General features: G+C 55.9%; 16 protein-coding genes. 14 read left to right on the top strand and 2 right to left on the bottom strand.

Annotation, left to right across the window (positions count from 1 at the left end; all coding sequences use genetic code 11):
- Positions 1-143: 143 nt before the first annotated feature.
- On the bottom strand, positions 144-1,568 hold the full coding sequence (locus tag LOC70_RS21510) for an MATE family efflux transporter (RefSeq protein WP_230256027.1): 1,425 nt from the start codon (positions 1,566-1,568) through the stop codon (positions 144-146).
- 273 nt (positions 1,569-1,841) lie between these two features.
- Between LOC70_RS21510 and LOC70_RS21505 the strand changes: the two genes are divergently transcribed.
- The 14 genes from LOC70_RS21505 to LOC70_RS21440 all read left to right on the top strand — a co-directional run bounded on the left by LOC70_RS21505 (position 1,842) and on the right by LOC70_RS21440 (position 16,971).
- A complete protein-coding gene (locus tag LOC70_RS21505) occupies positions 1,842-2,123 on the top strand; it encodes a hypothetical protein (protein ID WP_230256026.1) in 282 nt (93 codons plus the stop codon).
- A 144-nt stretch (positions 2,124-2,267) separates the two neighbouring features.
- Positions 2,268-3,353: a glycosyltransferase family 4 protein gene (locus tag LOC70_RS21500; RefSeq protein WP_230256025.1), complete on the top strand. Its 1,086-nt coding sequence runs from the start codon at positions 2,268-2,270 to the stop codon at positions 3,351-3,353.
- 44 nt (positions 3,354-3,397) lie between these two features.
- Entirely contained in the window at positions 3,398-4,492 is a 1,095-nt protein-coding gene (locus LOC70_RS21495) for a glycosyltransferase (protein WP_255716531.1), read from the top strand.
- Positions 4,489-5,385, top strand: a complete 897-nt coding sequence (locus LOC70_RS21490) for a glycosyltransferase family 2 protein (protein WP_230256023.1) — start codon at positions 4,489-4,491, stop codon at positions 5,383-5,385. Before LOC70_RS21495 ends, LOC70_RS21490 begins: the two co-directional genes overlap by 4 nt.
- Positions 5,386-5,985: 600 nt before the next feature.
- Complete coding sequence (locus LOC70_RS21485; RefSeq protein ID WP_230256022.1) at positions 5,986-7,254, top strand: hybrid sensor histidine kinase/response regulator; 1,269 nt, start codon at positions 5,986-5,988, stop codon at positions 7,252-7,254.
- Positions 7,255-7,257: 3 nt separating this feature from the next.
- Positions 7,258-8,466: an HDOD domain-containing protein gene (locus LOC70_RS21480; RefSeq protein WP_230256021.1), complete on the top strand. Its 1,209-nt coding sequence runs from the start codon at positions 7,258-7,260 to the stop codon at positions 8,464-8,466.
- Positions 8,463-9,599: an HD domain-containing phosphohydrolase gene (locus LOC70_RS21475; protein WP_230256020.1), complete on the top strand. Its 1,137-nt coding sequence runs from the start codon at positions 8,463-8,465 to the stop codon at positions 9,597-9,599. Before LOC70_RS21480 ends, LOC70_RS21475 begins: the two co-directional genes overlap by 4 nt.
- Positions 9,600-9,656: 57 nt before the next feature.
- Positions 9,657-10,061 (top strand): response regulator, encoded by a 405-nt coding sequence (locus tag LOC70_RS21470; protein ID WP_230256019.1) that lies wholly within the window; start codon positions 9,657-9,659, stop codon positions 10,059-10,061.
- A gap of 66 nt (positions 10,062-10,127) precedes the next feature.
- On the top strand, positions 10,128-10,514 hold the full coding sequence (locus LOC70_RS21465; protein WP_230256018.1) for a response regulator: 387 nt from the start codon (positions 10,128-10,130) through the stop codon (positions 10,512-10,514).
- A gap of 2 nt (positions 10,515-10,516) precedes the next feature.
- Positions 10,517-11,899, top strand: coding sequence for an ATP-binding protein (locus tag LOC70_RS21460; protein WP_230256017.1), 1,383 nt, complete (start codon positions 10,517-10,519; stop codon positions 11,897-11,899).
- Positions 11,900-12,007: 108 nt separating this feature from the next.
- Positions 12,008-12,553 (top strand): heme NO-binding domain-containing protein, encoded by a 546-nt coding sequence (locus LOC70_RS21455; RefSeq protein WP_230256016.1) that lies wholly within the window; start codon positions 12,008-12,010, stop codon positions 12,551-12,553.
- A 22-nt stretch (positions 12,554-12,575) separates the two neighbouring features.
- Positions 12,576-13,919 carry a PAS domain-containing sensor histidine kinase gene (locus LOC70_RS21450; protein ID WP_261368043.1) on the top strand — a complete coding sequence of 448 codons (1,344 nt, stop codon included), beginning with the start codon at positions 12,576-12,578 and terminating at the stop codon, positions 13,917-13,919.
- Positions 13,920-14,129: 210 nt separating this feature from the next.
- On the top strand, positions 14,130-14,600 hold the full coding sequence (locus LOC70_RS21445) for a PA2169 family four-helix-bundle protein (RefSeq protein ID WP_230256015.1): 471 nt from the start codon (positions 14,130-14,132) through the stop codon (positions 14,598-14,600).
- A gap of 334 nt (positions 14,601-14,934) precedes the next feature.
- A complete protein-coding gene (locus LOC70_RS21440; RefSeq protein ID WP_230256014.1) occupies positions 14,935-16,971 on the top strand; it encodes a flagellin N-terminal helical domain-containing protein in 2,037 nt (678 codons plus the stop codon).
- A 332-nt stretch (positions 16,972-17,303) separates the two neighbouring features.
- On the opposite strand, the gene LOC70_RS21435 is transcribed toward LOC70_RS21440, so the two are convergent.
- Positions 17,304-24,530, bottom strand: a complete 7,227-nt coding sequence (locus LOC70_RS21435) for a choice-of-anchor Q domain-containing protein (RefSeq protein WP_449314301.1) — start codon at positions 24,528-24,530, stop codon at positions 17,304-17,306.
- Positions 24,531-24,810 lie beyond the last annotated feature (280 nt).

Here is a 24,810-nt window from a genome sequence, read left to right as displayed (position 1 = left end):
TCGGGCATGTCAATAAATTGACAACCAGCAAAGCGACAAGGAAGGGAGTTCTCATAAGCCTGAGTCTAGCCATGCGTATTCAACGCATCAAGCTGGAAACGAGGCGAGATGACCGACAACCGTTCCGAAGCTTCAGGATTGCCTTATCCCAATTCCAGCATTGCTTCGCTCGATTGTTTCGTTGTGAAAAACAAACTCCCGGCCAGAATTGCGGACTGGGCGGCTGACCATATCACCAAGGCGGACCACCAATAAGTCACCACCGTTGCATCGTCGACCGTCGCCGAGCTGAAAGAACCTCCAGGGACGAGCAACCATCCGAGACCGACCACGGCGATCCCTGGTACCGCCGTTGCGATCAGAATCGAAAACGATTTGCCAATGCCTTTCATTGATGCCGCCAACAACAAACTCGCGACGTCCACCAAGCCATACACCGCGGCGTATCGCATCAACTGCACCGCCAAAGGTTGAATGTCCGCGCGTTCTGCCGCATCGACGCCCCCCAACGGGATCTGCAACAACGCATCTGGAAACAAGACCAGAATCATCGCCAGTGCCAACGCCACCGCGACTCCCAGCGTCATTCCACGTCGAATGGTCTCCGACGCCAATCCGATTCCGTTGGATGCCAAGGCTTGCCCAGTCACCACGGTGATCGCTGTTCCCAACCCGATCGCGGGGATGGACAGCAATTGATACAGCGTGAGTGCCGCCGAGGTCGCAGCCAACCCGGTCACCGATGCCGCTCCGATGACCAACAGAACAAAACTGAACAAGCCGGAACGAATCAGTTGCTGCAAACCAATCGCTGCACCGGGGCCGACGATCTCACGCATCAATTGGCGTCTGGGTTTCCACGCGGATGATCGGTGGCGTGCAAACGATTTCAGTCGAAGCAACATGGTGAGAAAGACGGCCACCTTGAACCACATGGAAACGGTCGTGGCCAGTGCAGCACCAAAGACACCCATCGCTGGCAAGCCCAGACCGCCGAAAATGAACCAGACATCCAATGCCACATTCAGGGCCGAGGAAGCGAGGTTGGTACGAAGAATCGGACGCGTCACTCGGCGTCCGACGAAGAACGCGGTCAGGCCAGCTTCCAACATGGATGCTGGTGCGACCAACAGCAGCGTTCGGAAGTATTTCGCTTCCTGATCCGCCAATTCGGCGGCATGCCCAAAACCTTGAAAGAGCAGCGGACTGGCCCAGCCGATCAAAGCGAACGCGGGCACGCATGCGAGCGTGAACCAAACGCACTGCCACAACAACGACCAAACTCGCTGGGCCACCGCCCCGCGGTTTCGCTTTTTCCCGAGTGCCATCGCGGCCAGAGGAGTGATGAACCCCATGGCGGTCACCGGGATGCACGCAATCGCCCAGTAGAGGTTTCCCGCCGCCATCGATGCCGCAGAGGAAGTCGGACCATACCACATCAACAGGGTGCGGTCAGTGAACAACGTGAGCGAGAAACAACCCACCGTTGCTGCCAAGGGAATGGCGACGGACACCATCGCTCGATAGCCAAAAGCATCGTTTTTCGAGCGATTGGGTGACTGCAACATGAATTCGCGGATGGTTCCGGTGATCGAATGGGCAAACTGGCTCGAAAGATGCTGACCTATTCCACTGTCGTCAATGGTCTCGATTCGTTCTCTCGCGCACCCCGTCGCCTCCTTGGGTGAACAGCCCGCTTAAGAGCTTGATCCACATTTTGAAAGCGAACCACGTGCCATCCAAACGACGTGAGTTCAATTGATCGAAAAGCGACCTCCCACAGAACTCAGCCAACGTCGCTCTCGCATCACAAACATTCAATCACAATCAAAGGCATCGCCATGTCCAGTGAAACCGTCTTGCGTCGCCGCAGCCACCGTGCCTCGAACGCTCGCGTGTTCGCAAATCGATCAACTTCGATTGGCCGTAACTTCCCGATCACCCAAGCGGTCACCGTTTTCGGATGGAGCGTGATGCGAACGGTGCAAGCCTTCGCTGGGTTCCTCGACCGATCCGACCGAAAACTGACCAATGTTCACGCCGTTGTCCCACACGCGGAACGCGTTCCAGTCATCGTCTCACAAACGACTTCACAATCCAATCCACAACCGCGCAATCAATGATGCCAATCATCTCTTTGCTCCCCACGAGATGACTTTGGCACGGGCGTTGCTTTCGCCGAGACCAACGGAATGAAAGCAACACCATGGATGGTTTTTCAGATCAACCACTCGATTCAGTCACCATCCGCGCGGGAGCATCTCACGATGAAAATTGGCATCATTGGTCACCTCAAGTTCCCGATCGCGAAACCATTCGCTGGTGGACTGGAAGCCTTCACTCACGCTTACACACGAGCGTTGCAATTACGAGGGCACGACGTCACGCTCTTCGCATCGGGAGATTCCGATCGCGAACTTCCGCTGCGATCGATCACACCCGCAGCAACCATCCCTGAATCGCAATCACGCACCGGACGTGTGTGCCACGAATGGATCGAAGGCGTCGAGGACGAAGCTTACGCTTCGTTGATGTCGGAACTCAGCACCAGCGACTTCGACGTGATTCACAATCACTCACTCAGCCCCATCCCGTTGCGATTTGCCGAGCTACTTCCATCACGTTTGTTGACGACGCTGCACGCTCCCGTGCTGCCACGCATGGCAAGTGAGATTGATGTTCGAGGACCAGAGCATTGCGGCCACTTCGTCAACATTTCAAAAGCAAACGCGAACGCATGGCGAAGGCTGCTACCGTCGCAAACGATCGTTCGCAATGGCGTTGACACGAATTTTTGGGTTCGCTGCCAAGCTCCGAAAAAACGCCGAGCGATTTGGTTTGGAAGGATCTTGCCAGACAAGGGAACCCACTTGGCTTTGCGTGCCGCTCATCGTGCTGGGATTCCCCTGGACGTGGTGGGCCCGATCTCAGACGAAGACTACTTCCACAGTGAAGTCATGCCGCTGATGCAAGCCGAGGATCGCTATCTGGGGCATCGCACTCATGAAGAACTATGCGGGCTGATCAGCCAATCTGCGGTGACCATTGTTTCACCATGTTGGGATGAACCGTTCGGATTGGTCGTCGCAGAATCGCTCGCATGCGGGACTCCGGTGGCCGCTTTCCGCCGTGGTGCAATGCCGGAGTTGATCAGTCCATCCACGGGACGATTGGCTTCGCCTGGAAACGTCCGCCAACTCGCACGTGCCATCACGTATTGCATGGACTTGCCAGGTGAGGTTTGCCGACGCGTTGCACAAGAACATCTCAGCTTTGATCGAATGGTTGACCAATACGAGGCACTGTACAAGAGTCAAACGGGATCGGTGTTCCCGACCGAGGTTGCCGCGTGAACGATTCAACACCTCGTGTCGGTTTCTATGTCCATTATCACGGCATGGGCCATAAACACAGAACGGAATCCATCCTGCGAGAGCTATCGTGTCCGGCCAGCGTCGTCACCAGCCGAATCCATTCGTTGGACTGGAACGGTCCGACGCTCGATGAAGTGATTGGCATTGATTGCGACAACGATGAGGTTCACCCGGAGGGACTGCAACATGCAGACGACGTTTCGGCGTTGCACTTCGCTCCTCTGTGGACGCCCAGCGTCACCCGGCGTGTCGCACAGTACACCCGGTGGATTGATGAGCGACGACCTGACGTGATGGTGGTTGACGTGTCGGCAGAGATCTCCCTGCTGACTCGTTTGGCATCCGTGCCACAGATCGTGATGCGACAACATGGGCGGCGTGATGACCCGGCTCACCTCACCGCGTACGAAGCCGCTCATTCACTGCTGGCTCCGTTTCCCCAAAGCATGGAAGACGACATCACCCCCGACTTCGTTCGGGAAAAGACCATCTACCTAGATGGATTCTGTCGCTTTGAATGCGATCCATCAACGACGGGAACCAACGCGAGCGAGCGAACTTCGGTTAGTAACTTCACCGACGCGAATGATTCGCTTCGGGTGGTCGTGATGTTTGGTCGTGGAGGCACCGGCAATGTTCACGAACATCTTCGCAAAGCAGCAGAATCATTGCCACATTCACAATGGTTGGTGCTCGGCAAAGAGGACAACAACGACCGTCGCGAAACGCCGACGAACCTTCAATTTCTTGGTTGGCACGATTCTCCAGACGAGATCCTACGATCCGCCGACGTAGTGATCACATCGGCCGGGCATAACAGTGTGATGGAGTTGGGCCGATCTCGCCAACGATTCATCGCCATTGCCGAGGAGCGGCCCTTCGAGGAACAAGTTCGCAAGTCACACATTCTGGATCGAGAAGGTCTCGCGATCGGACTTTCGGCCTGGCCCAGTGCTGACCAATGGCCTGATTTGATTGGCTCTGCTTTGCAACTGGATGTCAGTCGCTGGGACAAAGTGTTCCAACGCGACGGCGCGATTCAAGCTGCCGAGCATATAGCCTCGGTGGCAAGTTGGTCTCATAACAAACGTCAAACCGCTCAATTGATCTCGCTATGAAACTTTCAGTGCTCACCATCGTTCGAGGCCGACAGAGCCATCTCGAAAATCAAATGCGTGGTTTGTTGCAATCCGAACTTGCGCCCATCGAATGGGTCGTGGTCGGGATGAATCAAGACGTTTCATTGCCTTCGACGGATCAATTCACGATACGGACGAGCAGTGTGCATCATCCCACGGAAGCGTTGCCACTTGCCGCCGCGAGAAACCACGCTGCGTCGCTGTGCCGCACGGACGCGATGGTGTTCTTGGATGTCGACTGCATTCCTTCACCGTCAATGCTCGACCGCTTTGCTCAAGCACTGACAAAAGAAGATCGGTTGTGGATGGGACACCCGATGTACCTCCCGGCCGGTGCAACACAAAGCGGCAAACCAACTCTCGAGGGGACGACCAACGCTTCCGCGTGGTCGATGACCGAGCTAGCCGAACAAGCCGTCGATCATCCGTTGCAGCCGTCTCTGGACAAGAACAAATGGATCGCATCGGATCGATACGAACTGTTCTGGTCCCTGTGTTTCGCGATCACACGCAATTCATTCGATCACATCGGCGGTTTTGATGAGTCGTTCGATGGCTACGGCGGGGAAGACACGGACTTTTCGTTTTCAGCTCGCCGTGCCGGTGTCCCGTTCGGTTTCGTCGACGCGGTCGCGTACCATCAACATCACGCGGTCTGCAAACCACCTCTGAATCATTTGCAACCGATCGTCCAAAATGCGGAACAGTTTCGAAAGAAGTGGGGATGCTGGCCCATGGGAGCTTGGTTGAAAGCCTTCGCAGCGGAAGACTTCATCGAATTTGATCAAGCATCCGATCACATTCAGATCAACCGCCTGCCGACCGATTCTGAAATCCGTGCTTGCCAAACCATGACGCCGGCCGGCTTCTAAATACCGCGTTAGCCTCCAACCTGATGAGTTGATCCGCAGCTATTCGTGTTGCAATCACTTCTCTCTCAGCCAATTCATTTCGCGTTTTCGACGCTTCCCCTACTGCGGAGCGAGTGACGTTTGAAACAACGCGAAATCTACGCCCGTGAGGCGACGGAACATCCGTTAAAGGTGAACCTTTCTCGACAACAACGTGGCTGAGAAACACGAAACCAATGGACTAAGGGTGGTTTCCATCACATGGTTCCATTAGGCGGCGTCAGTCGTGATCGCCGGTTCTTGCTAGGCATGGGGGCACACATCCTTAGCGAGTCAAAGTTCGATGTCTGCGATTTCTCTTTCCAACGCATGCAACGCAAAGCACCGGCGTCGCATCGCAACCAGTCCCAACTCACTTCGCTGGTTGATCTTCTACCCATTCGTTGATCGTTCAGCCGGACATCGTTCACGAAAGTCTCTTCAGGGCACCGCATCTGCATCCCGCTCACACAGCATATTGAAAGCGGACGATCATGCACCTTGGCCGATGAAGCGAAGCTTTGCCGAGTTGCAACCATCGCCGCCTTCATGTGGCTCAACCTCAGACGGAGGAGAGTCACCATGCATGTCCTGATCGTTGATCCCGATTCGCAACTGCGTGATGCCTGGGCAGACAGGATCGCAACCGAAAGCATTCGAGTCTCCACTTCTGGTTCGGAACAAGAAACCCAATCGGCGATTTCGAAGGAACCGCTCTCGGCGGCGTTCGTTCGTTTTCCGCTCACCTACAGCGACTCACCCGAAGCCTTCCTCGATCTGCTTCGAACACACTGTCACTATTTGGTGGCTTTGACCAACGATGATTCTTCCGTGATGGAAGACGCCTACGAACAAGGCTTCTTGGATTGCATTCTCGATCCGCGTCAAAACTCAGCCATCCAGGCGAACATCACGCTCGCAGAACGTTTGAACCGTTTGGAACAACGTTTGGCTCAAGCACAGAAACTGGAATCGATTGGCGAACTCGCGGCCGGCATCGCTCACGAGATCAATACGCCGATCCAATACGTCGGCGACAACACTCGCTTTGTACAAGACTCATGCGTGGATCTCATTGACGCACTCAGCCGATGCAGCGAACTGGCACATAACGCTGGGTCGGCTGATGTTGCGTCCGAGATCCGCGTTCTCTTGGAAGAGACCGACATTGATTACTTGATGGAAGAGGTTCCATCCGCCATTCGGCAAACATTGGAAGGCGTTGACCGAGTCGCCAACATCGTTCGGGCGATGAAAGAATTTGCTCATCCCGGCGTTTCGGAGATGGTTCCGACGGACCTGCCCAAGTCGATTGAAAACACATTGATGGTCGCTCGCAATGAGTGGAAATACGTGGCCGAGTTGGAAACGGAATTCGATCCCGAGGTCCCATTGGTTCCATGTTTGCCCGGTGAACTCAACCAGGTTCTTTTGAACATGGTGGTGAACGCCGCCCACGCGATTGGAGACACCATTCGTGATCGCCCCGGTGAGAAAGGAACCATCAAGGTTTCCACTCATCTCCGTGGAACGCACGCTGAAATCCGCATCGCGGATTCGGGCACTGGCATTCCCGCCGAAGACGTCGAAAAGGTGTTCGCTCCGTTTTACACGACTAAAGCCGCTGGCAAAGGTACCGGGCAAGGTTTGGCCATCGCGCAAACGGTGATCGTCGAAAACCACGGAGGTCGGATCGAAGTCGAAAGCGAAGTCGGCGTCGGCACCACCTTCATTATCCAAGTGCCGTTGGAAGCGCGACGCGAAGGCAGCACGTTCGCCGCCCCCTCCATGCCAACCGCACCCGTCTGCGTCGTTCACGCACCGCAATCTCCCATTCACACCGAGGTGTAACCCATGAAACGACAGATTCTGTTTGTTGACGACGAAGCCAACGTCCTCTCGGGATTGCGGCGGATGCTCCGCGGGCAACGCAAAGTTTGGGACATGCACTTTGCTTGTGGATCCGACAAAGCCTTGGAACTGCTTCAGGAGCAGCGTGTCGACGTGATCGTTTCTGACATGCGAATGCCCATCATGGATGGGGCGGAATTACTGACTCGAGTATCGAAAGAACACCCGCACACCGTCCGTTTGGTTCTCAGCGGTCAATCCGAACAGGAAAAGATTTTCCGAGTGATCGGGCCAGCTCATCAGTTTCTTTCCAAGCCGTGCGATCCAGATCGATTGATGCAAACCATCGAACAGGCTCTTAATCTGCAGGACCACTTACCCAACGAAGAATTGTTGCAGCTCAGCAGCCAAATCACATCTCTGCCGAGCTTGCCCGATGTCTTCAACGAGCTGGTCAAAGAGCTTCAGTCGGAGGACGCTTGCATCGAAAAGGTTGGCTCAATCATCGAGAACGATTTGGCGATGAGTGCGAAAGTGCTTCAACTGGTCAACTCATCTTTCTTCGGGCTTCCCAGCCACGTGACCTCGCCCAAACATGCCGTTTCACTGCTGGGCCTGAACGTGATCCGGCCTTTGGCTCTTGATTCCAAAGGTTTTCGAAAGTTCGACGGCGATGACCAGCAAGCGAGTCAGATGGACCGCGAAATTCAACATGGTCTTTCAGTTGCGAATGCAGCGCGTCGCATTGCCCAAACCGAAAGTGATCAAGCCGAACTGCATGACGAGGCTTTCATCGCTGGCTTGCTGCACGACATTGGCAAACTGATTTTCTCCATACAGCAATCGTCGGACTCACCGTCCACTCCGCCAAACTACAAGGAGTGGCTGAAGCAACTCGGCGACGCGACCCGAAACCCCTCGGACACCACATTTGATTCCGTCGGTGCTCATTTGCTGGGATTGTGGGGACTCTCACAGTCCATCGTTGAGGCAGTCGCCCTTCATCACCGCCCCAGCGATGCTCACGACACTCAATTCACACCTTTGACAGCAGTCCACGTTGCCAACGCATGGTGCAACGACACGATTGCTGCGGGAGGAGCCGAAACGATATCCAGCGGTCAACTCGACCATGCTTACCTCCAACGACTGGGAGTCACCGACCGTTTGGACATTTGGAAAGGCGCCGTCGGTTTGGAGAATGTGTCGTGAACAAGAAAATCCTTTTGGTCGACGATGAACCCAACGTTTTGCAAGGCATCAAACGCCAACTCCGCAAACGATACGACCTGACGCTCGCCGTCGGCGGGGCCGCTGCGATTGAAGAGTACAAAGAAAACGGACCGTTTGCCGTCGTCGTTTCCGACATGCAAATGCCGGTCATGAATGGTGTTCAATTATTGGGACACATTCGACAACTCAATTCGCAAACCGTTCGTGTGATGCTGACAGGAAACGCGGATCAAAAGACCGCGGTGGATGCCGTCAACGAAGGCAGCATCTTCCGCTTTCTGAGTAAACCCTGCGCGGCCGAGGCGTTTTCGAAAACGTTGGACGCTGCACTTGAGCACTACCGGCTGATCACGGCGGAATCGGAACTGCTGAACAACACGCTTTCGGGCAGCATTCGCATGCTGACCCAAGTTCTCTCGCTGACCATGCCCAGTGCCTTCGGTTTGACTCAAGAAGCACGCACGCTTTCTCGGGCAATCGCCAATGGCATGCAGCTTCGTCCCATTTGGGAAGTCGAAATCGCAGCGATGCTGATGCGTATCGGATGCGTTTCCCTTCCGCCGGAAATCATTGACCGATACCTCAACGATGAGGACCTGAACTCAGTCGAACGAAAAGCCATCGAAGACTCGGCGCGATTGGGTAGCGACTTGGTCTCGACAATTCCTCGGTTGGAGGGAGTTGCCGAGATCATCGCTACCCAATATGAGCCACCTACCGATCCGACCTTGCCGACCGCGCGTGTGCTACGTGTCGTTGGCGATTTCCAACGCATCCGAACCAACGCATCGCCACTGGCGGCTCTGCGTGCGATGGAAGGACGCCCCGAATACGACGCGGCGGCACTTCGGCATCTCAGCGAGTTTGTGCAGTCCACGTTCCAAGACGCGGAAGTCAGCGTTGCCGAACTGTCCGAAGGCATGGTGCTCGAAGAGAACGTGGTTGACCTCGCGGGTCGTGTGCTGATCGCGCGTGGCAACGAAATGCACGAAACGCTGATTCACAAACTGATCTCGCTCCATAACTCGGGCAGCGGAGTTCGCGAACCGATTCATGTCCGGCGAATGGTTCCCATCGACACATCGTCCGTCACGTCCAGCATGGCAAGCTGATTGTCCACCAACGACCTCGCCACATCCGTAGCAACCCAAAACTGAGAACACAAAACCATGCAGCACTCTATCCTCCTCGTTGACGACGACCTCAATTTGCTTCGCGGCCTACGCCGCTCCCTTCGCGACCAGCCCTACAAACTCTACATCGCTCGGTCCAGCGAAGAGGCTCAGAGCATGTTTCGCCGCGAAGCGTTCGATCTGTCGGTGGTCGACCAAAACCTAGGCGGCAGCCCTGGCTCAGAACTGATCGCTTGGATCAGCGAACACTTCCCGGAATCGGTTCGCATCATGCTCACCGGCCATCCCAATGTCCGTTTAGCCCAGGACGTTATCAATCGCGGAGGTGTGTTTCGCTTCCTAACCAAACCGATCCGCGACGTCGAATTGGCGTTGGCCATCCGCGACGGACTAGCAACCATCCCCGACGATTATCTGGAAAAGCACTCTTCGGTCACCTGACCGGAACTCGTCGCACACGAAGCCTGCCACAACCATCCAACCACATTCCGTGAAGGACCCGTCCCAATGATCCGAGTTGTAGTCGTCGACGACAGTAAGTTCATGGCCAAGCAAGTCAAAGCACTTGTTGAGCGAATGGGCTTCGAAGTCGTTGGAGTGGGATTCGACGGGCACGAAGGTGTCGCCCAGTACGAATCGAACCGTCCGGATGTTCTGTTGCTTGACATCACCATGCCGAACATGGACGGAGTGGAATGTTTGCAACACGTGCGCCGCATGGATTCCGACGCTCGCGTGGTGATGCTGTCGGCCATTCAAGATCAGGAAACCATTGACCGTTGTCTCGAATACGGCGCGTGTGGTTTTCTGAAAAAGCCCATTCGTCCCGGAAGCCCAGCCGACCTCGAACGCTTGTGCGAGGCAATCGAAGAAGCCGCCGGAAGGACTGTTTAAAGATGGACAACGTCACCCGCTACACCGACGCCTTCGCTTCGATTGCCAGTCGAACTTGTTCGGAAATGTTTGGCATCCAACCGCCGGCCGTGTCAAAAGTTGAAACCACCAACTCCGTCCAAACAGAGAAATCTTTCATCCTGTCGATTTATTACACAGGAACGGTCTACGGGGAATACATGTTGGCGATGGACGAATCCACCGCGGCCGCAATCATCGGCATGGATACGACCATCACCGACGAGAACCGCGAAGAGATCCGGGAAGACATCTGCGACGCGATGTCCGAAACGCTCAATACCATCGTCGGTGAAGCCATCGTTGGTTTGCAGGAATCCTATGCCAAACTCACGATCACCGCACCAAGAATCTACTTTGGTCAGATCCGATATCCCAAGTTCCGAACCGGCAAATGTGTCTTGAACACGGAATTTGGCGAGATCGAATGTCACTTCTGCTTGGATTTGATGCGATTGGACCTTGCGGCCTCCTACTCCGAAGCCATGGATTCGCTGGTTGCGGTCAACGCCAAACTGAAGGACGCCAATCGTCATCTTGCGGAACAACAGGCACAGTTGGTCCACTCCGCCAAGATGGCTTCGGTCGGCGTTCTGGCATCGGGTGTTGCCCACGAAATCAACAACCCGCTGTTCTTTGTCGATGCGAATCTGACGACGCTGAACGACTACATCCAAGTCATCGAGTCCACCATCGGACTGTATGAAACACTCTGCGAATCCCTGGTCAGCGCGGATGTTGATACGCCGGAGGAACTTTCCAAACTGCAATCCAATGCCGAGGAACAGGAACTCGCCTTCGTCATCGAAGACACGAAAAGTTTGGTGGAAGAGACCCGCGACGGGGTGGCTCGCATCAAGTCCATCGTGAAGGGTTTGAAAGACTTCTCACAAGTCGACCGAAACGGGAAATCGGAAGCGAGTGTTAACGAGATCGTGCAAAACACCTGCAACCTCATCGCGGCTCAGTTACCAAAGGATTGCGAGGTCGAGATGAATTTGTCCGAATTGCCTACGGTGCAGTGCAACACCGCTGAAGTCGGGCAAGCCATCGCGGGGGTGTTGTTGAACTCCGGTCAAGCCAGTCGCAACGGCGGCAGCATCACGTTACGGACGGATGTGATTGATTCCAACATCACCATCGTTGTGGAAGACAACGGCATTGGGATCGATGCGTCTGACATTGAACATGTCTTCGAGCCCTTCTTCACAACCAAAGCGGTTGGCGAAGGAACCGGGCTTGGGCTTTCCATCGCCTATGGCATCTTTGAGAAACACAACGGTTCAATCAGCATCGAAAGTGAAGCCGGCATTGGCACCAAGGTCACCATGCGACTTCCCTGCGTCCGCCAACCGGCCGCCACATGAACCAATCGTTGCCCCCAAAAGTTTGACGTTTTCAATACTCACTGTTAAAACGCCACCAGCCTCCAGGGGCAGGCTCCACCAATTCTCGTTTTGAAGGACGGATGAATCATGAAGGGCATCGTATTCACTGAATTGATTGAGATGGTGGAAAACGATCTTGGCATCGAGATCGCCGACCGCATGATCGTGGGTGCGGATTTGGAAAACGATGGTGCGTACACCGCGGTGGGGACCTACGACCACGGTCAATTAATCCAATTGGTTCTTTCCTTGTCGGCGGAGACCAATGTGCCGGTTCCCGAATTGGTCCGATCCTTCGGCGTCCATCTGCTGGGTCGATTCCACGCGTTGTATCCACAGTTTTTTGCAGCATCGAAATCAACATTTGACTTCTTGCCTCTCGTCGAAAGTTATATCCACGTCGAAGTGCGAAAGCTTTATCCAGATGCGGAGCTTCCATCATTTGATTGTTCGATGGATGGCCAAACGCTGGTCATGACCTATCGATCCAAACGCCCCTTCGCTGATCTCGCCGAAGGTCTGATCCAAGCCACCGCCGAGCACTACGGCGATCACGTCGAGATTGCACGCGAGAATTTGGGTGCCAAAGATGGAACGGAAGCGGAGTTCCGGATTACACCCATCGCTTGTTGAATCCACCTCATCGGATCGACTCATGTCCGAATTGGAATTGCTGCAAAGACGGCTTGCCAGAGAAAAAGCCGCACGAAAATCTGCCGAGCAGTTGCTCGAGCAGAAGTCGCGTGAGGTTTATGAAACCAACGAAAAACTGATTGACCTTGCCGAACGCACCAAAGCGATCGTGGAAACGGCCGCCGAAGGCATCATCGTTTACGACGAATCAGGGTGCATCGAAACCTTCAATCGATCCGCCTGCGAGCTGTTCGGTCGCGAATATGTCGTCGCCGTGCAAATCCAAGATCTATTCGAAGAGCAGTCGGCAACTCACGATGCCTTGTTTCCAAATTGCATGCCAACATCGGAGGACGATCATCCGCTTGAAGTCTCGCCTGAAGACGGGATGTGCCGTGCGCATCCGATCGAGTTGTCAGCGCGTCGAAACGGCGGGACCAGCTTCTGTGCGGAGGTTGCTATCAGTCGTTGTGTCCGCAACGGCCTTGTCCTCTTCACCATGCTGGTTCGCGATCTATCCCAGCGAAAGATCTTGGAGTCGCGTTTGAACCAGGCTCGCAAGATGGAGTCGGTCGGAAACCTGGCGGCGGGAATCGCCCACGAGATCAACACGCCGATCCAGTTCATCGGAGACAATTTGCTGTTCCTGCAGAATGCCTTCACCGATCTGGAGGCGCTTTTCGATGCCTACGACTCCTTTCCACAAACGGAGACTTCGTCGGATACGTTTGCATCCAATTTGCAACAGATCCGACAACGGATCGAATCAGCCGACATTCCGTTCCTGAAGGAAGAACTCCCCACAGCCATCCAACAATCGATTGATGGCATTGAACGAGTCGCCGGCATCGTCCGTGCCATGAAAGAGTTTTCCAGTCCCACTGCCGACTGCAAAGCATTGGTGGATTTGAATCGATCGATTCGCAACGCGATCAAGGTTTCGCAAAACCACTATCAAGATGTCGCTGAGATTGCAACCAACCTTGATTCCACTCTGAACGATGTTCCCTGCAATGCAGTCCAGATCAATCAATGCATCCTAAACTTGCTTGCAAATGCCTGCGAAGCGTTGCAACACGATGATCGAGTCCACCTCGGAAAGATCACTGTTCACACCGAGCGAACCGAAGAAACCGCACGGGTCATGGTCAACGACAACGGCCCCGGCATTCCCGAATCCATCTTGGATCGCATCTTCGAACCGTTCTTCACGACCAAAGAGGTCGGCCAAGGCATGGGGCAGGGACTCGCGTTCGTATACAGCGTGATCGTCGATCAGCACGGTGGCCAAATCCGTGTCTCTCCCACCCCTGCGGGCGGGACGTCGGTCTGTTTGGAACTGCCGCTATCAGCTCCATCGCCCTGAATGCCTGGCCGAAGAAACTCCGAATTGCGTGACTAGCAACCGGCGTGATGCATCACGGACACCTGAACTCGACGTTCTGATTGCCAAGCGTCCCAAGCAAGCAATGCGTGACTGACAACCGAGTCTTTGGCACGTCAATTGCGACTTTCTTTTCCTATCAGCCAATTCGAGAGAATTGAGAAACCAACTATCTACCTGAAAGGATTTGAAATGTCTGTTGAAACTAAAATTGATTTGAATGAAACCACCATCGCAAAGCTGCAAAAGCTGATTCGTGCGAACATTGATTCGTACAACGGTTTTCACGAGTCCGCTGAAGAGTTGAAAGACGAACGTCTCTCAACACTGTTCCGCTCGATTGGTGACGAACGTTCGGCCATGGCCAGCGAATTGCAGCAGTACGTTGAGTTCAATGGAAAAGAAGCCGAGGACGACGGCAGCGTCGCAGCCAAAACGCACCGCATCTGGATCAACATTCGCGGCAAGCTGAACGGAGGCGATGCCACCGTGATCTTGATCGAAGCCGAACGTGGGGAAGACCATATCAAGGAAGCCTACGAGGATGTCTTGAAGGACACCGCCGGTAGTGCGATGAATGATGTGCTAACCGCCCAGTACGCCAAGGTGAAAGCCGGGCACGATAAGATCCGCGATTTGCGTGATGCTTACAAAGCCAGCTGAGCTTGATTTGGAATCCGAAAGAGAGCCGCGTCAGTTGACGCGGCTTTTTTTGTGCGCCTTCGGCTCCGCCAAAACACAACTGCCCCCTCCGTCAGTGCCAATCAATAAGCTACAGTTCGCAACGTCGTGTGGGAACTTCTGTCGAACCTCGTGGTGGTTTGATCGTCCATTTGTTTGGGCTGTGATGATTGCGATAGGTGGGCAAAACCTTTCGAGATCAAATTGATCCAACGCGAGCGTTGTAGGGAGCGGAGTGTGTCCGAAAAGGTGTCATGGTTGAGCTCACCTCGATTTGTCCAACTCATGTTCTCTGGCTTGCATTGCCCCTGCTGCCATGACCCGCATCAACACGAACGTCTCTTCGTTGGTTGCTCAAAACCGACTGCAGAGCAGCAACACGGATCTGCAACAATCGTTGACGCGATTGTCGACGGGTTTACGGATCAACGCGGGTTCCGATGATCCGGCCGGGTTGCTGGCCAGTGAAGCCCTTCGCAGCGAAATCACGGGACTGACAAAAGCGATCAGCAACACGACGCGTGCAAGCCAAATCATCAGCACCGCCGACAATGCATTGGGGCAAGTCAGCAATCTACTCAGCGAAGTACGCGGCTTGTTCGTCGAAGCGGCCAACACCGGCGGACTCTCCAAAGAAGAAATTTCCGCCAATCAGTTGCAAATTGACTCGTCTTTAGAAGCGATCAATCGCATCTCGCAAACAACCACCTTTCAAGGTCGCAAGCTGCTGGACGGTTCGCAGGACTTCATCAGTAACCTCGGCTCCGTTCCCGGCGTGAAAGATTTCACGATTGAGCAGGCAAACCTCGGGGCCACCGGCAACCTCGATGTGGAAGTCAATGTGCAATCTGCCGCGAGCCAAGCCAGCGTTGATCTAGGCGGCGCCGCTTTTGACCCGCCACTGAATGCGAACGCAGCCGCGAGCACCGAGTTGGCGGTCAACAAGTATTACCATGCCGTTTCTCCCACCAGCGGCATTTGGATCACGGGCGAATTCGACACAGTCAGCTTCGTTGACGACGGCAACTTCAACAATTTTCCGGCGGCCTCGATCACCGACGGCGATCTGCTGCTGACCTACGACTCATTCGACCACCCTCACTCAATTTCCCTGAGTGCTTCGGCAATCAACAGTCTTCCGGGCATCGAAGCTGAAGCGGTTGGTCTCACCTACCAGTTCACGCAACAAACCGTCACTCCCAAAGCAGTTCATAAAAGCCTCGAAGTCAGCCGCAGCGACGGCGGCAACATTGCGATTCAGTACACAGATTCTGACCAGGCCGCGACGGCGGTCAGCTACGACGAACAAACCAACACCGTCACTGTTGACCTGGGAACCGACGAAGAAGAAAAAGCCTTCTTGAACATCGCTCAACGCATCAATGACCTCTCCAGTTTCGGCGATGGGGTTGAGCTGGAAGCCACCGTCTACGATTCCGAAGGCAACGAAGCCAGTGGCGTGGCACAACGACTTGATTTGACCGCTGATGACTTCAACTCCATCAACAGCAACTTTGAACCCGCCCTTCATGATGATCTGGTGTTTGAGTTGAAAGGCAGCTCAGGAAGCGAAACGTTTCAGTTTTCATCTGGTACGACCAATCTGCAGATCGCCGCAGCAGTCAATTTGGTCAGTGATTCGACCGGCGTTGTCGCCAGCACGGATAACGGGCTGACCTTCTCCAGCGAAGACTACGGCAGCGAAGCGTTGGTTGAAGTCGACGTGATAAGCGAAGGGGCAAACGGGAAATTCGAAGATGATTTGAACGTTTCCCGTGCGCAAGGAACGGATATCCAAGCCACAGTCAACGGGGTCGAGGCGGGCGGCAAAGGCAACCACTTCTCCATCAACACCGCGTCCCTCGATTTGTCTTTGACCGTCGAAGAGGGCAGTAGCAGCAATTTCAGTTTTCGCATCAGCGGCGGGGGAGCCACTTTCCAAATCGGCCCCGATGTCAGCAGCACCCAACGCGCGACGCTGGGGATCAGCAGCGTTTCCACCGGACAACTTGGCGGATCATCTGGCCGGCTATATGAACTCGGTAGTGGACAAGCCAAATCGCTCGAGAATGATCCGCGAGGCGCGATCGAGGTGATCGACGAAGTCATCGGCAAAGTCGTCGGCATGCGAGGGCGACTCGGATCGTTTCAAAGCACGACGCTGGAAAGCAGCCTCATTTCGCTGAACGAAACCAAAGCCAATTTGCAAGAAGCGGAAAGCTCCATCCGCGACGCCGACTTCGCTCAAGAATCCGCCAACCTCACACGAGCCCAGATCTTGGTGCAATCCGGAACCAATGTTCTGTCGTTGGCGAATCAAAACCCAAGAAATGTGCTGTCGCTATTGGGCTAATTTTCGCGACGCGTGGGAAGAAACGAACCAACGCGACTTCGCCGGCGACACGTTACTCAGCCGCAGACGACGGCCAACTTGAGCTGGCGAAGACATCGCCCGCGAAGTTCTCTCCACACGCAGAACAATTGGGGACAATTGTTCTACTCTCAACTCACCAGCGTCAAACATTTGCCGCAACTGCCCTATTGTAGAACAGTTGTCTCAACTGTTTCATCAGGCGACGTCGTTCGCCGTACCGACAACCACCGTCGCTGCAATCAAAAAGCGATCCGAACCACACGGCCTCGTTCAAGACCGTGTCGCGATCGGAAACAGATGACCGCTGGTCGTTAGAACGTCAAACCCGCCAAAAGCTCAACCTCGAGAACAAGCGGCAAGGCTTCGTCGTCGCCCAAGTCGTCCATCACTTCATCGACAACTGCGGCCTGAGCAGGCATGGAGACCGTATCCGCGACGGGCACCAAATCAACATTTTCACCGACCCCCATTGTCGGCTGATCGGCGAAGACCTGATCGACATCGTCGTCGGTTAGGCCGCGATCAGGATTGCCAACAAACGAGGCTTGCGGAGCGATCGCCTCACCTTCCGCGTTGCCTACGGCTTGCGTGCGATTCAGGTGATTGATTACCAACAACGCATCCAACGCGGTGACGTTCTCATCGCGGTTGACATCGACGAAACTACCCAGCAAGGGTTCACCACCGGCATCGCTCATGCGATTCAATTCATTAATCACCATCAAGGCATCCAGTGCGGTGGTTTCTCCGTCGGCCGAGGTGTCGGTCGGTTGCAAAATGTTTGTCGCAGCTCGGTTGGTGAGCGAATCCACACCCGCGGACGAACGGATGGAATAGATCCGATCGGTGCTCAGCGAACCAAAGATCACCGCGTACAACTCGCCAGCTTCCAAATCGGCGGTGGCAACACCGTTCTGATAAGAACTGATCGTCACAGTGTCCGCATCCACGATCCGCACCGATTCACTCACGCTCGCCTGAGCGACCGGGGTCACGGTCACCGTCGTGCTACTCAAAGCCTGGAAGATGATCGCGGTTGGAACCCCATCGCCAATCAGCAGGTGAGGTCGAGCCACAAACTCTGGAATCAGAATCCTGGTCTCCACCGCGTTGATGTCATCATTCAAGATCGTGCCCACGGCGGAAGCTTGCTCGATGACAGCCCCGTCACTTGCCGAGTCAAGCGTTACCGTGAACGATTCATTCGGTTCGACTGTCTCGTCTCCGCTCACGTTCACCGTGATTGTCGCGACCGATTGACCGTCTTCAAAGCTCACAACGCCGCTTGGGAAACTGCCCCCGAAATCGCTCGCGTCCGCGGAATTTTCCCCGCTACCAATCACGGAATAGTTGGCAGAGATCGCTCCCGCCGTGTTGTCACTGCGAGTCACGGTGAAGGTGAACGACGTGTTGCCTGAATCGCCTTCTGCGATCGCCGCATCGTCCGCCGCGATCGACAAAGAAGCCGCCACAGGAGCCGACAATCCGGACTCGAACGCGCCAATGTCGCCCCCCGTTCCCTGCGGTCGACTGACGCCTCGCTGGTCGACGCTCAATCCCGCGAGAATACCCGCGTCCAAAGCGGGACTGCCTGGAATCAAAGCAATTGTTGGGGTGGGGCCACCGTTGTCACCGAGCGTTCCCAGTCCCGCTTCCGTCCCAACCAAGTTATTTCCATCGTCCTGATACGCCCCCGACACGTCTGAATCAGTCGTGGCCGTGTTGCGGGAAACAATGGAGTTGATCACCGAAACGGTACCGCTGTCAGCCTTCATGCCTCCACCTGTCGCGGCATCGTTGTCCGCAATGGTGACGCTGATCAAATCAACGCTGCCGCCTTCGGTGAGAAGCCCGCCACCGTCATTCGACGCAGCGTTCATCGCGATTGTCGAATTGATCAGTTCGAGAATCCCCGCGTCGCCGTCTTGGAAGACACCGCCTCCGTCGACAGAGAAGTTGTTTGAGACCGTTGAACGTTCGACGACCAACGTTCCGGTGCTGCTATTCCACAAACCACCTCCTTCGCTGGCCGCCGTGTTCCCTTCGACCAAGGTGTCGACAATCGTCACCTCACCACCGCCGGAGATATGAAGTGCACCACCATTGCCGGGAGATGCTGAACCATCCGGGCCAGCAACGTTGTCCACCAGTAAGCTGGCCGAAATCGTGGTCGTCGTCCCGTCGATGACCTCCAAACCACCGCCAGCACGATTCGCAGTGTTTTCTGTGATCTCAGTGCCAGTGATGGTGGCGGTCCCCGCATTGAAGATCCCACCGCCGCTTCCGGCTGCACCATCAGCGACGTTGTTTTGGATGGTCGAATCTTGCACGACCAAAGTCCCAGCAACATTGAAGATCCCACCACCACCGTTGTCAGCATCGTCGCCACTGGCAACGTTGCCATCGATCGTCGTGCCGGTCACCGTCATCACACCGCTGCCGTTCCAAAGACCACCGCCCTCGGATGCCGCCACGTTGTTGCTGACCGTGCCGCCCGTGATCGTCACATCACCATCGCCCGTGATGTGCAAACCACCGCCATTGCCGGGTGATGCAACCGCGGGACTGATCCCGACGTTGTTCGAGTCCAACGACACACCCGTCAAAGTGCTCGTCGATCCGCCGGTGGCTTCGATACCACCACCAGCACGATTGGCTCGGTTCTCCGAGATCGTGGTGTTGCCGCTGATCGTCAGCGTTCCGCCATCATTCAGGATTCCACCGCCGCTTCCGGACGCACCATCGGCCACGTTGAAGCCGATCACCGCGTCGGCGACATTCATCACACCACCATCGTTGAACAAGCCACCTCCACCGTTGTCAGCAGCATCACCGCTGGCGACGTTGGAGGAGATCGCTCCACCGTTGATCGTCATCGTTCCAGTGGCAGAGTTCCATAGTCCACCACCTTCGCTGGCCGCAACGTTGCTACCGAAGATCGAAAAATTCGAGATCACTTCCGCTGCACCGGTCGAGTGCATACCACCACCGTTGATCCCGGCGAAGTTGTTGGAGACGTCCGTCCCAAGGTTCAACGTCACGCTGCCTTCCACCACTTCGATGCCGCCACCGGCACGATTCGCGGTGTTCCCGTCGGAACCAAGCGGACCGCCAATCTGAGACGAATTGATCGTCACATCGCCATCAATGCTGAAGATCGCTCCGCCACTACCAAGCGTTCCGTCCGCCGCGTTGCCTGACAGCGTCGCATCAGACACCGTCAACGTTCCACCGTTGTTGAAGATACCGCCACCACCGTCATCGGCCGCATCACCCGAGGCGATGTTGCCAATCAAAGTCGTGCCACTGACGGTCATCACACCGGTGTTGTTCCACAAGCCACCGCCCTCGCGAGCCGCCACGTTGTTGCTGACCGTGCCGCCGGTGATTATCGCGTCACCATCGCCGCTGATGTGCAACGCACCACCGTTACCCGGTGCCGCCGTGCCATCCGGTCCGGCCACGTTCTGATCCATCAACACATTGGTCAGCGTCGTTGACGTTCCACCGGTCGCTTCGATCCCGCCACCAGCACGGTTGGCGACGTTCTCACTGATCGAACCACCGGACACGACCAAAGTGCCTTGGTTCAAAATCCCGCCGCCGCTGCCGGACGCACCATCCGCGACGTTTCCGGTGACCGTCGAGTCAGTGATGTTCACCGTCCCAGCAACATTGAAGACGCCACCACCACCGTTGTCAGCATCGTCGCCACTGGCCACGTTGCCATCGATCGTTGTGCCGGTCACGGACATCACACCGCTGCCATTCCAAAGACCACCGCCCTCGGATGCCGCCACGTTGCTGTTGACCGTGCCGCCCGTGATCGTCACATCACCATCGCCGGTGATGTGCAAACCACCGCCGTTACCTGGAGCCGCCGCGGCAGGACTGATTCCGACGTTGTTGAGATTCAATGCAACATTTGTGAGTGTTGTTGTCGTTCCCGCGGTCGCTTCGATCCCACCACCAGCACGATTGGCAACGTTGCCGCTGATCGTTGAGTCTGACACCGTCAACGTGCCGGTATTCAGCACACCACCGCCACTGCCCGACACTCCATCGGCGACGTTGTCACTGATCGTCGAGGTCGTGATCATCAACACGCCACCATCGTTGAACACTCCGCCGCCGCCTTGATCCGCTTCATCGCCGCTGGCGGTATTGCCGGTCACCCTTGTACCCACCAATGTCATCTCACCGGTGTCGCTATTCCAAACACCGCCGCCCTCCGCTCCGGCCGTGTTGTTCGTGATCACCGAATCAATGAAATTCGCGGTCCACGGTCCCGAGGTATGTAGCGCGCCTCCATTGATCCCGGTGTCATTGCTATCCATTTCGACTTCAAAGAACGTCGCTTCACCAGCGTTCTCAACGCCACCGCCAGCTCGCGCCGCATCGTTGTCCGAAATCGAACCGCTTCGAACGACCAAGAAACCGCCCGAGTTGTTCAAAATGCCGCCGCCGTTACCAAGTCCAACGATCGCGGTGTTTTCAAATACATCAGTATCGGTCAGCGTGACCGTACCGCCATCGTTGAAGATCCCTCCGCCACCTTCGCCCAGTTCATCGCCACCGCTGACGTTCTGCGAAATCGTCGAATCGGTAATCGTAACGCGGCCGCTTTCATTCGCGATTCCGCCGCCGTTGCCCGAGGCCGTGTTCCCGGTGATGGTCGAGTTCGCAATGGTCAATGTCCCGCCGACTGCAGAAAGCGTTCCCGCTGCCGCCGGACCGGTGACTCGATAACCATCCGGTGAACCGTCACCATCGACGTCAATGTCGGTGTTCACGCCATGAAGCACGATCTCTCGCAGCGACATCGGCAACAGGTTGTTGTACTGACGAGCCTGATCCGAATCGCTTAAGTCAAAAACATAGGTCTCACTGAAGTCGATCGTTCCGTCGGGAGCCGTTGGAAAGTCGGCCAGGTCAAAATCAGCCAGCGGCGAGTTGCCTTCGATCGGAACCGGAGCCCGTGGACTAGAAAGGTTCAACAGCACGTTGCCGTAACCCGCCAATCCTTCACCAACGGTGACGAAGCCATCACCGTTCGTATCATCACCTAAATCAGGCGTTCGCGAATCGATCGACGAACCGCCATCGCCAACGAAAGGCCCGTCGATCGTTCCGGTGGAATCCAGGTCCGAAGCAAAGCGGCCGTGAATGTGTTGAATGTGAGGTTGGTTGGGGACCAAGCCCGATGCCTGAATCGATACCGTCACCGAAGGGTTGTCCGGATCACTGGTGTCGACCGTGACACGCGCCGTCCCGGCGACTCCCGAATCATTCAGCTCGCTCAGAGTGGTCGTGAAAGTCTGCGTCGTAAGATCCACACCACTGTCATTGAAGACACCGCCGCCAATCGGAGCCGAATTGCCGCTGACTTCCGTCCCATCCAAACTCAAGCTGCCGGAAACACTGTTCCATAGCCCGCCGCCTTCGGCTGCTGCCACGTTGCCAGAAACGGTTCCACCAAACAGCTCGACGACTCCATCGCCGGTGATGTGCAACGCACCACCGTTCCCTGGTGCCGCCGTGCCATCCGGCCCAGCCACATTCTGATCCATCAACACGTTGGTCAGCGTCGTCGACGTTCCACCGGTCGCTTCGATCCCGCCACCAGCTCGGTTGGCGAGGTTCTCACTGATCGAACCACCGGACACGACCAAGGTGCCTTGGTTCAAAATTCCGCCGCCGCTGCCTGACGCACCATCCGCGACGTTTCCGGTGACCGTTGAGTCAGTGATGTTCACCGTCCCAGCAACATTGAAGATCCCACCACCACCGTTGTCAGCATCGTCGCCACTTGCAACGTTGCCATCGATCGTCGTGCCTGTCACCGTCATCACACCGCTACCGTTCCAAAGACCACCGCCCTCGGATGCCGCCACATTGTTGTTGACCGTGCCGCCGGTGATCGTCACGTCACCATCACCCGTGATGTGCAAACCACCGCCATTGCCGGGTGATGCAACCGCGGGACTGATCCCGACGTTGTTGGAGTCCAACGACACACCCGTCAAAGTGCTCGTCGATCCACCGGTGGCTTCGATCCCACCACCAGCACGATTGGCTCGGTTCTCCGAGATCGTGGTGTTGCCGGTGATCGTCAGCGTTCCGCCATCATTCAGGATTCCACCGCCGCTTCCGGACGCACCATCGGCCACGTTGAAGCCGATCACCGCGTTGGCGACATTCATCACACCGCCATCGTTGAACAAGCCACCTCCACCGTTGTCAGCAGCATCACCGCTGGCGGTGTTGGAAGAGATTGCTCCGCCGTTGATCGTCATGGTCCCCGTGGCCGAGTTCCATAGTCCCCCGCCTTCGCTGGCTGCAACGTTGCTACCGAAGATCGAAAAATTCGAGATCACTTCCGCTGCACCCGTCGAGTGCAAACCACCACCGTTGATCCCGGCGAAGTTGTTGGAGACGTCCGTCCCAAGGTTCAACGTCACGCTGCCTTCCACCACTTCGATGCCGCCACCGGCACGATTCGCGGTGTTCCCGTCGGAACCAAGCGGACCGCCAATCTGAGACGAATTGATCGTCACATCGCCATCGATGCTGAAGATCGCTCCGCCGCTACCAAGCGTTCCGTCCGCAGCGTTGCCCGACAGCGTTGCATCAGACACCGTCAACGTCCCACCGTTGTTGAAGATACCGCCACCGCCGTCATCAGCCGCATCACCCGAGGCGATGTTGCCAATCAAAGTCGTGCCGCTGACGGTCATCGCACCGGTGTTGTTCCACAAGCCACCGCCCTCGCGAGCCGCCACGTTGTTACTGACCGTGCCGCCGGTGATTGTCGCGTCACCATCACCGCTGATGTGCAATGCACCACCGTTTCCAGGTGCCGCCGTGCCATCCGGTCCGGCCACGTTCTGATCCATCAACACATTGGTCAGCGTCGTCGACGTTCCACCGGTCGCTTCGATCCCACCACCGGCGCGATTGGCAACGTTCTCACTGATCGAACCACCGGACACGACCAACGTGCCTTGGTTCAAAATCCCGCCGCCGCTGCCTGACGCACCATTCGCGACGTTTCCGGTGATCGTCGAATCCGTGATGGTCGCGGTTCCTCCATCAATGAAGATTGCACCGCCACCTTGGTCCGCAGCGGCACCCGTCGCGACGTTATCTGACAACGTCATGTTGGTCATCGAGAGTGAATGCCCCGGACCGAGGTAGATCGCACCACCGGACTCCGCCAAGCCATCCTGCAACGTCAGTCCACTCAAGTCGACATCGATCGGATCCACTCCGGACGTGTCAATCGAAAAGATCCGGGATGCATCGTCCCCGCTGATGATTTGGCTGGACGCATCGCCGAGCGCAATCTCGATCGACTCAGTGATCGACAGTTCTCCGCTCAGCGTGATACTGCTCAATCCTTCGGCGAATGTAATCCGATCAACTGCAGTCGCCGTCGGTTCGCCAGCGATGGTGTCAGCATTGACCGCGGCATTGGAGTTCGCCGCCTGGATGGCTTCCCGGAGACTCACCATCCCGTCTTCCGCAACCACATCCATTGCGGTGTCGACCACGTAAGCAGCCAAAACACGGCGTTCTTCCAATCGCTCGCCCAGCAGGGAACTCAAACGAGTACGACGCCGCTTCGAAGAGCGTCGATGTTGCTTGCGAGTGTGGAAACGTTCGTCCCGTCCGCGAGAACTTACCTCCTGATCCGTTGGTTGATTATCGCGCGATCCGATTGAACGAAAATGGAACATACTGTTTCCCGATGAGTCAAAAACTGGGTGAAGCCACGGAACTGTAAACCGCCCAAATCACGCATCCACCCGCGTTTAA

Origin of the sequence: Rhodopirellula halodulae (assembly GCF_020966775.1) — a bacterium.
In the GTDB taxonomy this organism is placed as follows: domain Bacteria; phylum Planctomycetota; class Planctomycetia; order Pirellulales; family Pirellulaceae; genus Rhodopirellula; species Rhodopirellula halodulae.
The sequence above is the reverse complement of the archived record's forward strand: the minus strand, read 5'-3'. Positions and strand labels throughout refer to the sequence as shown.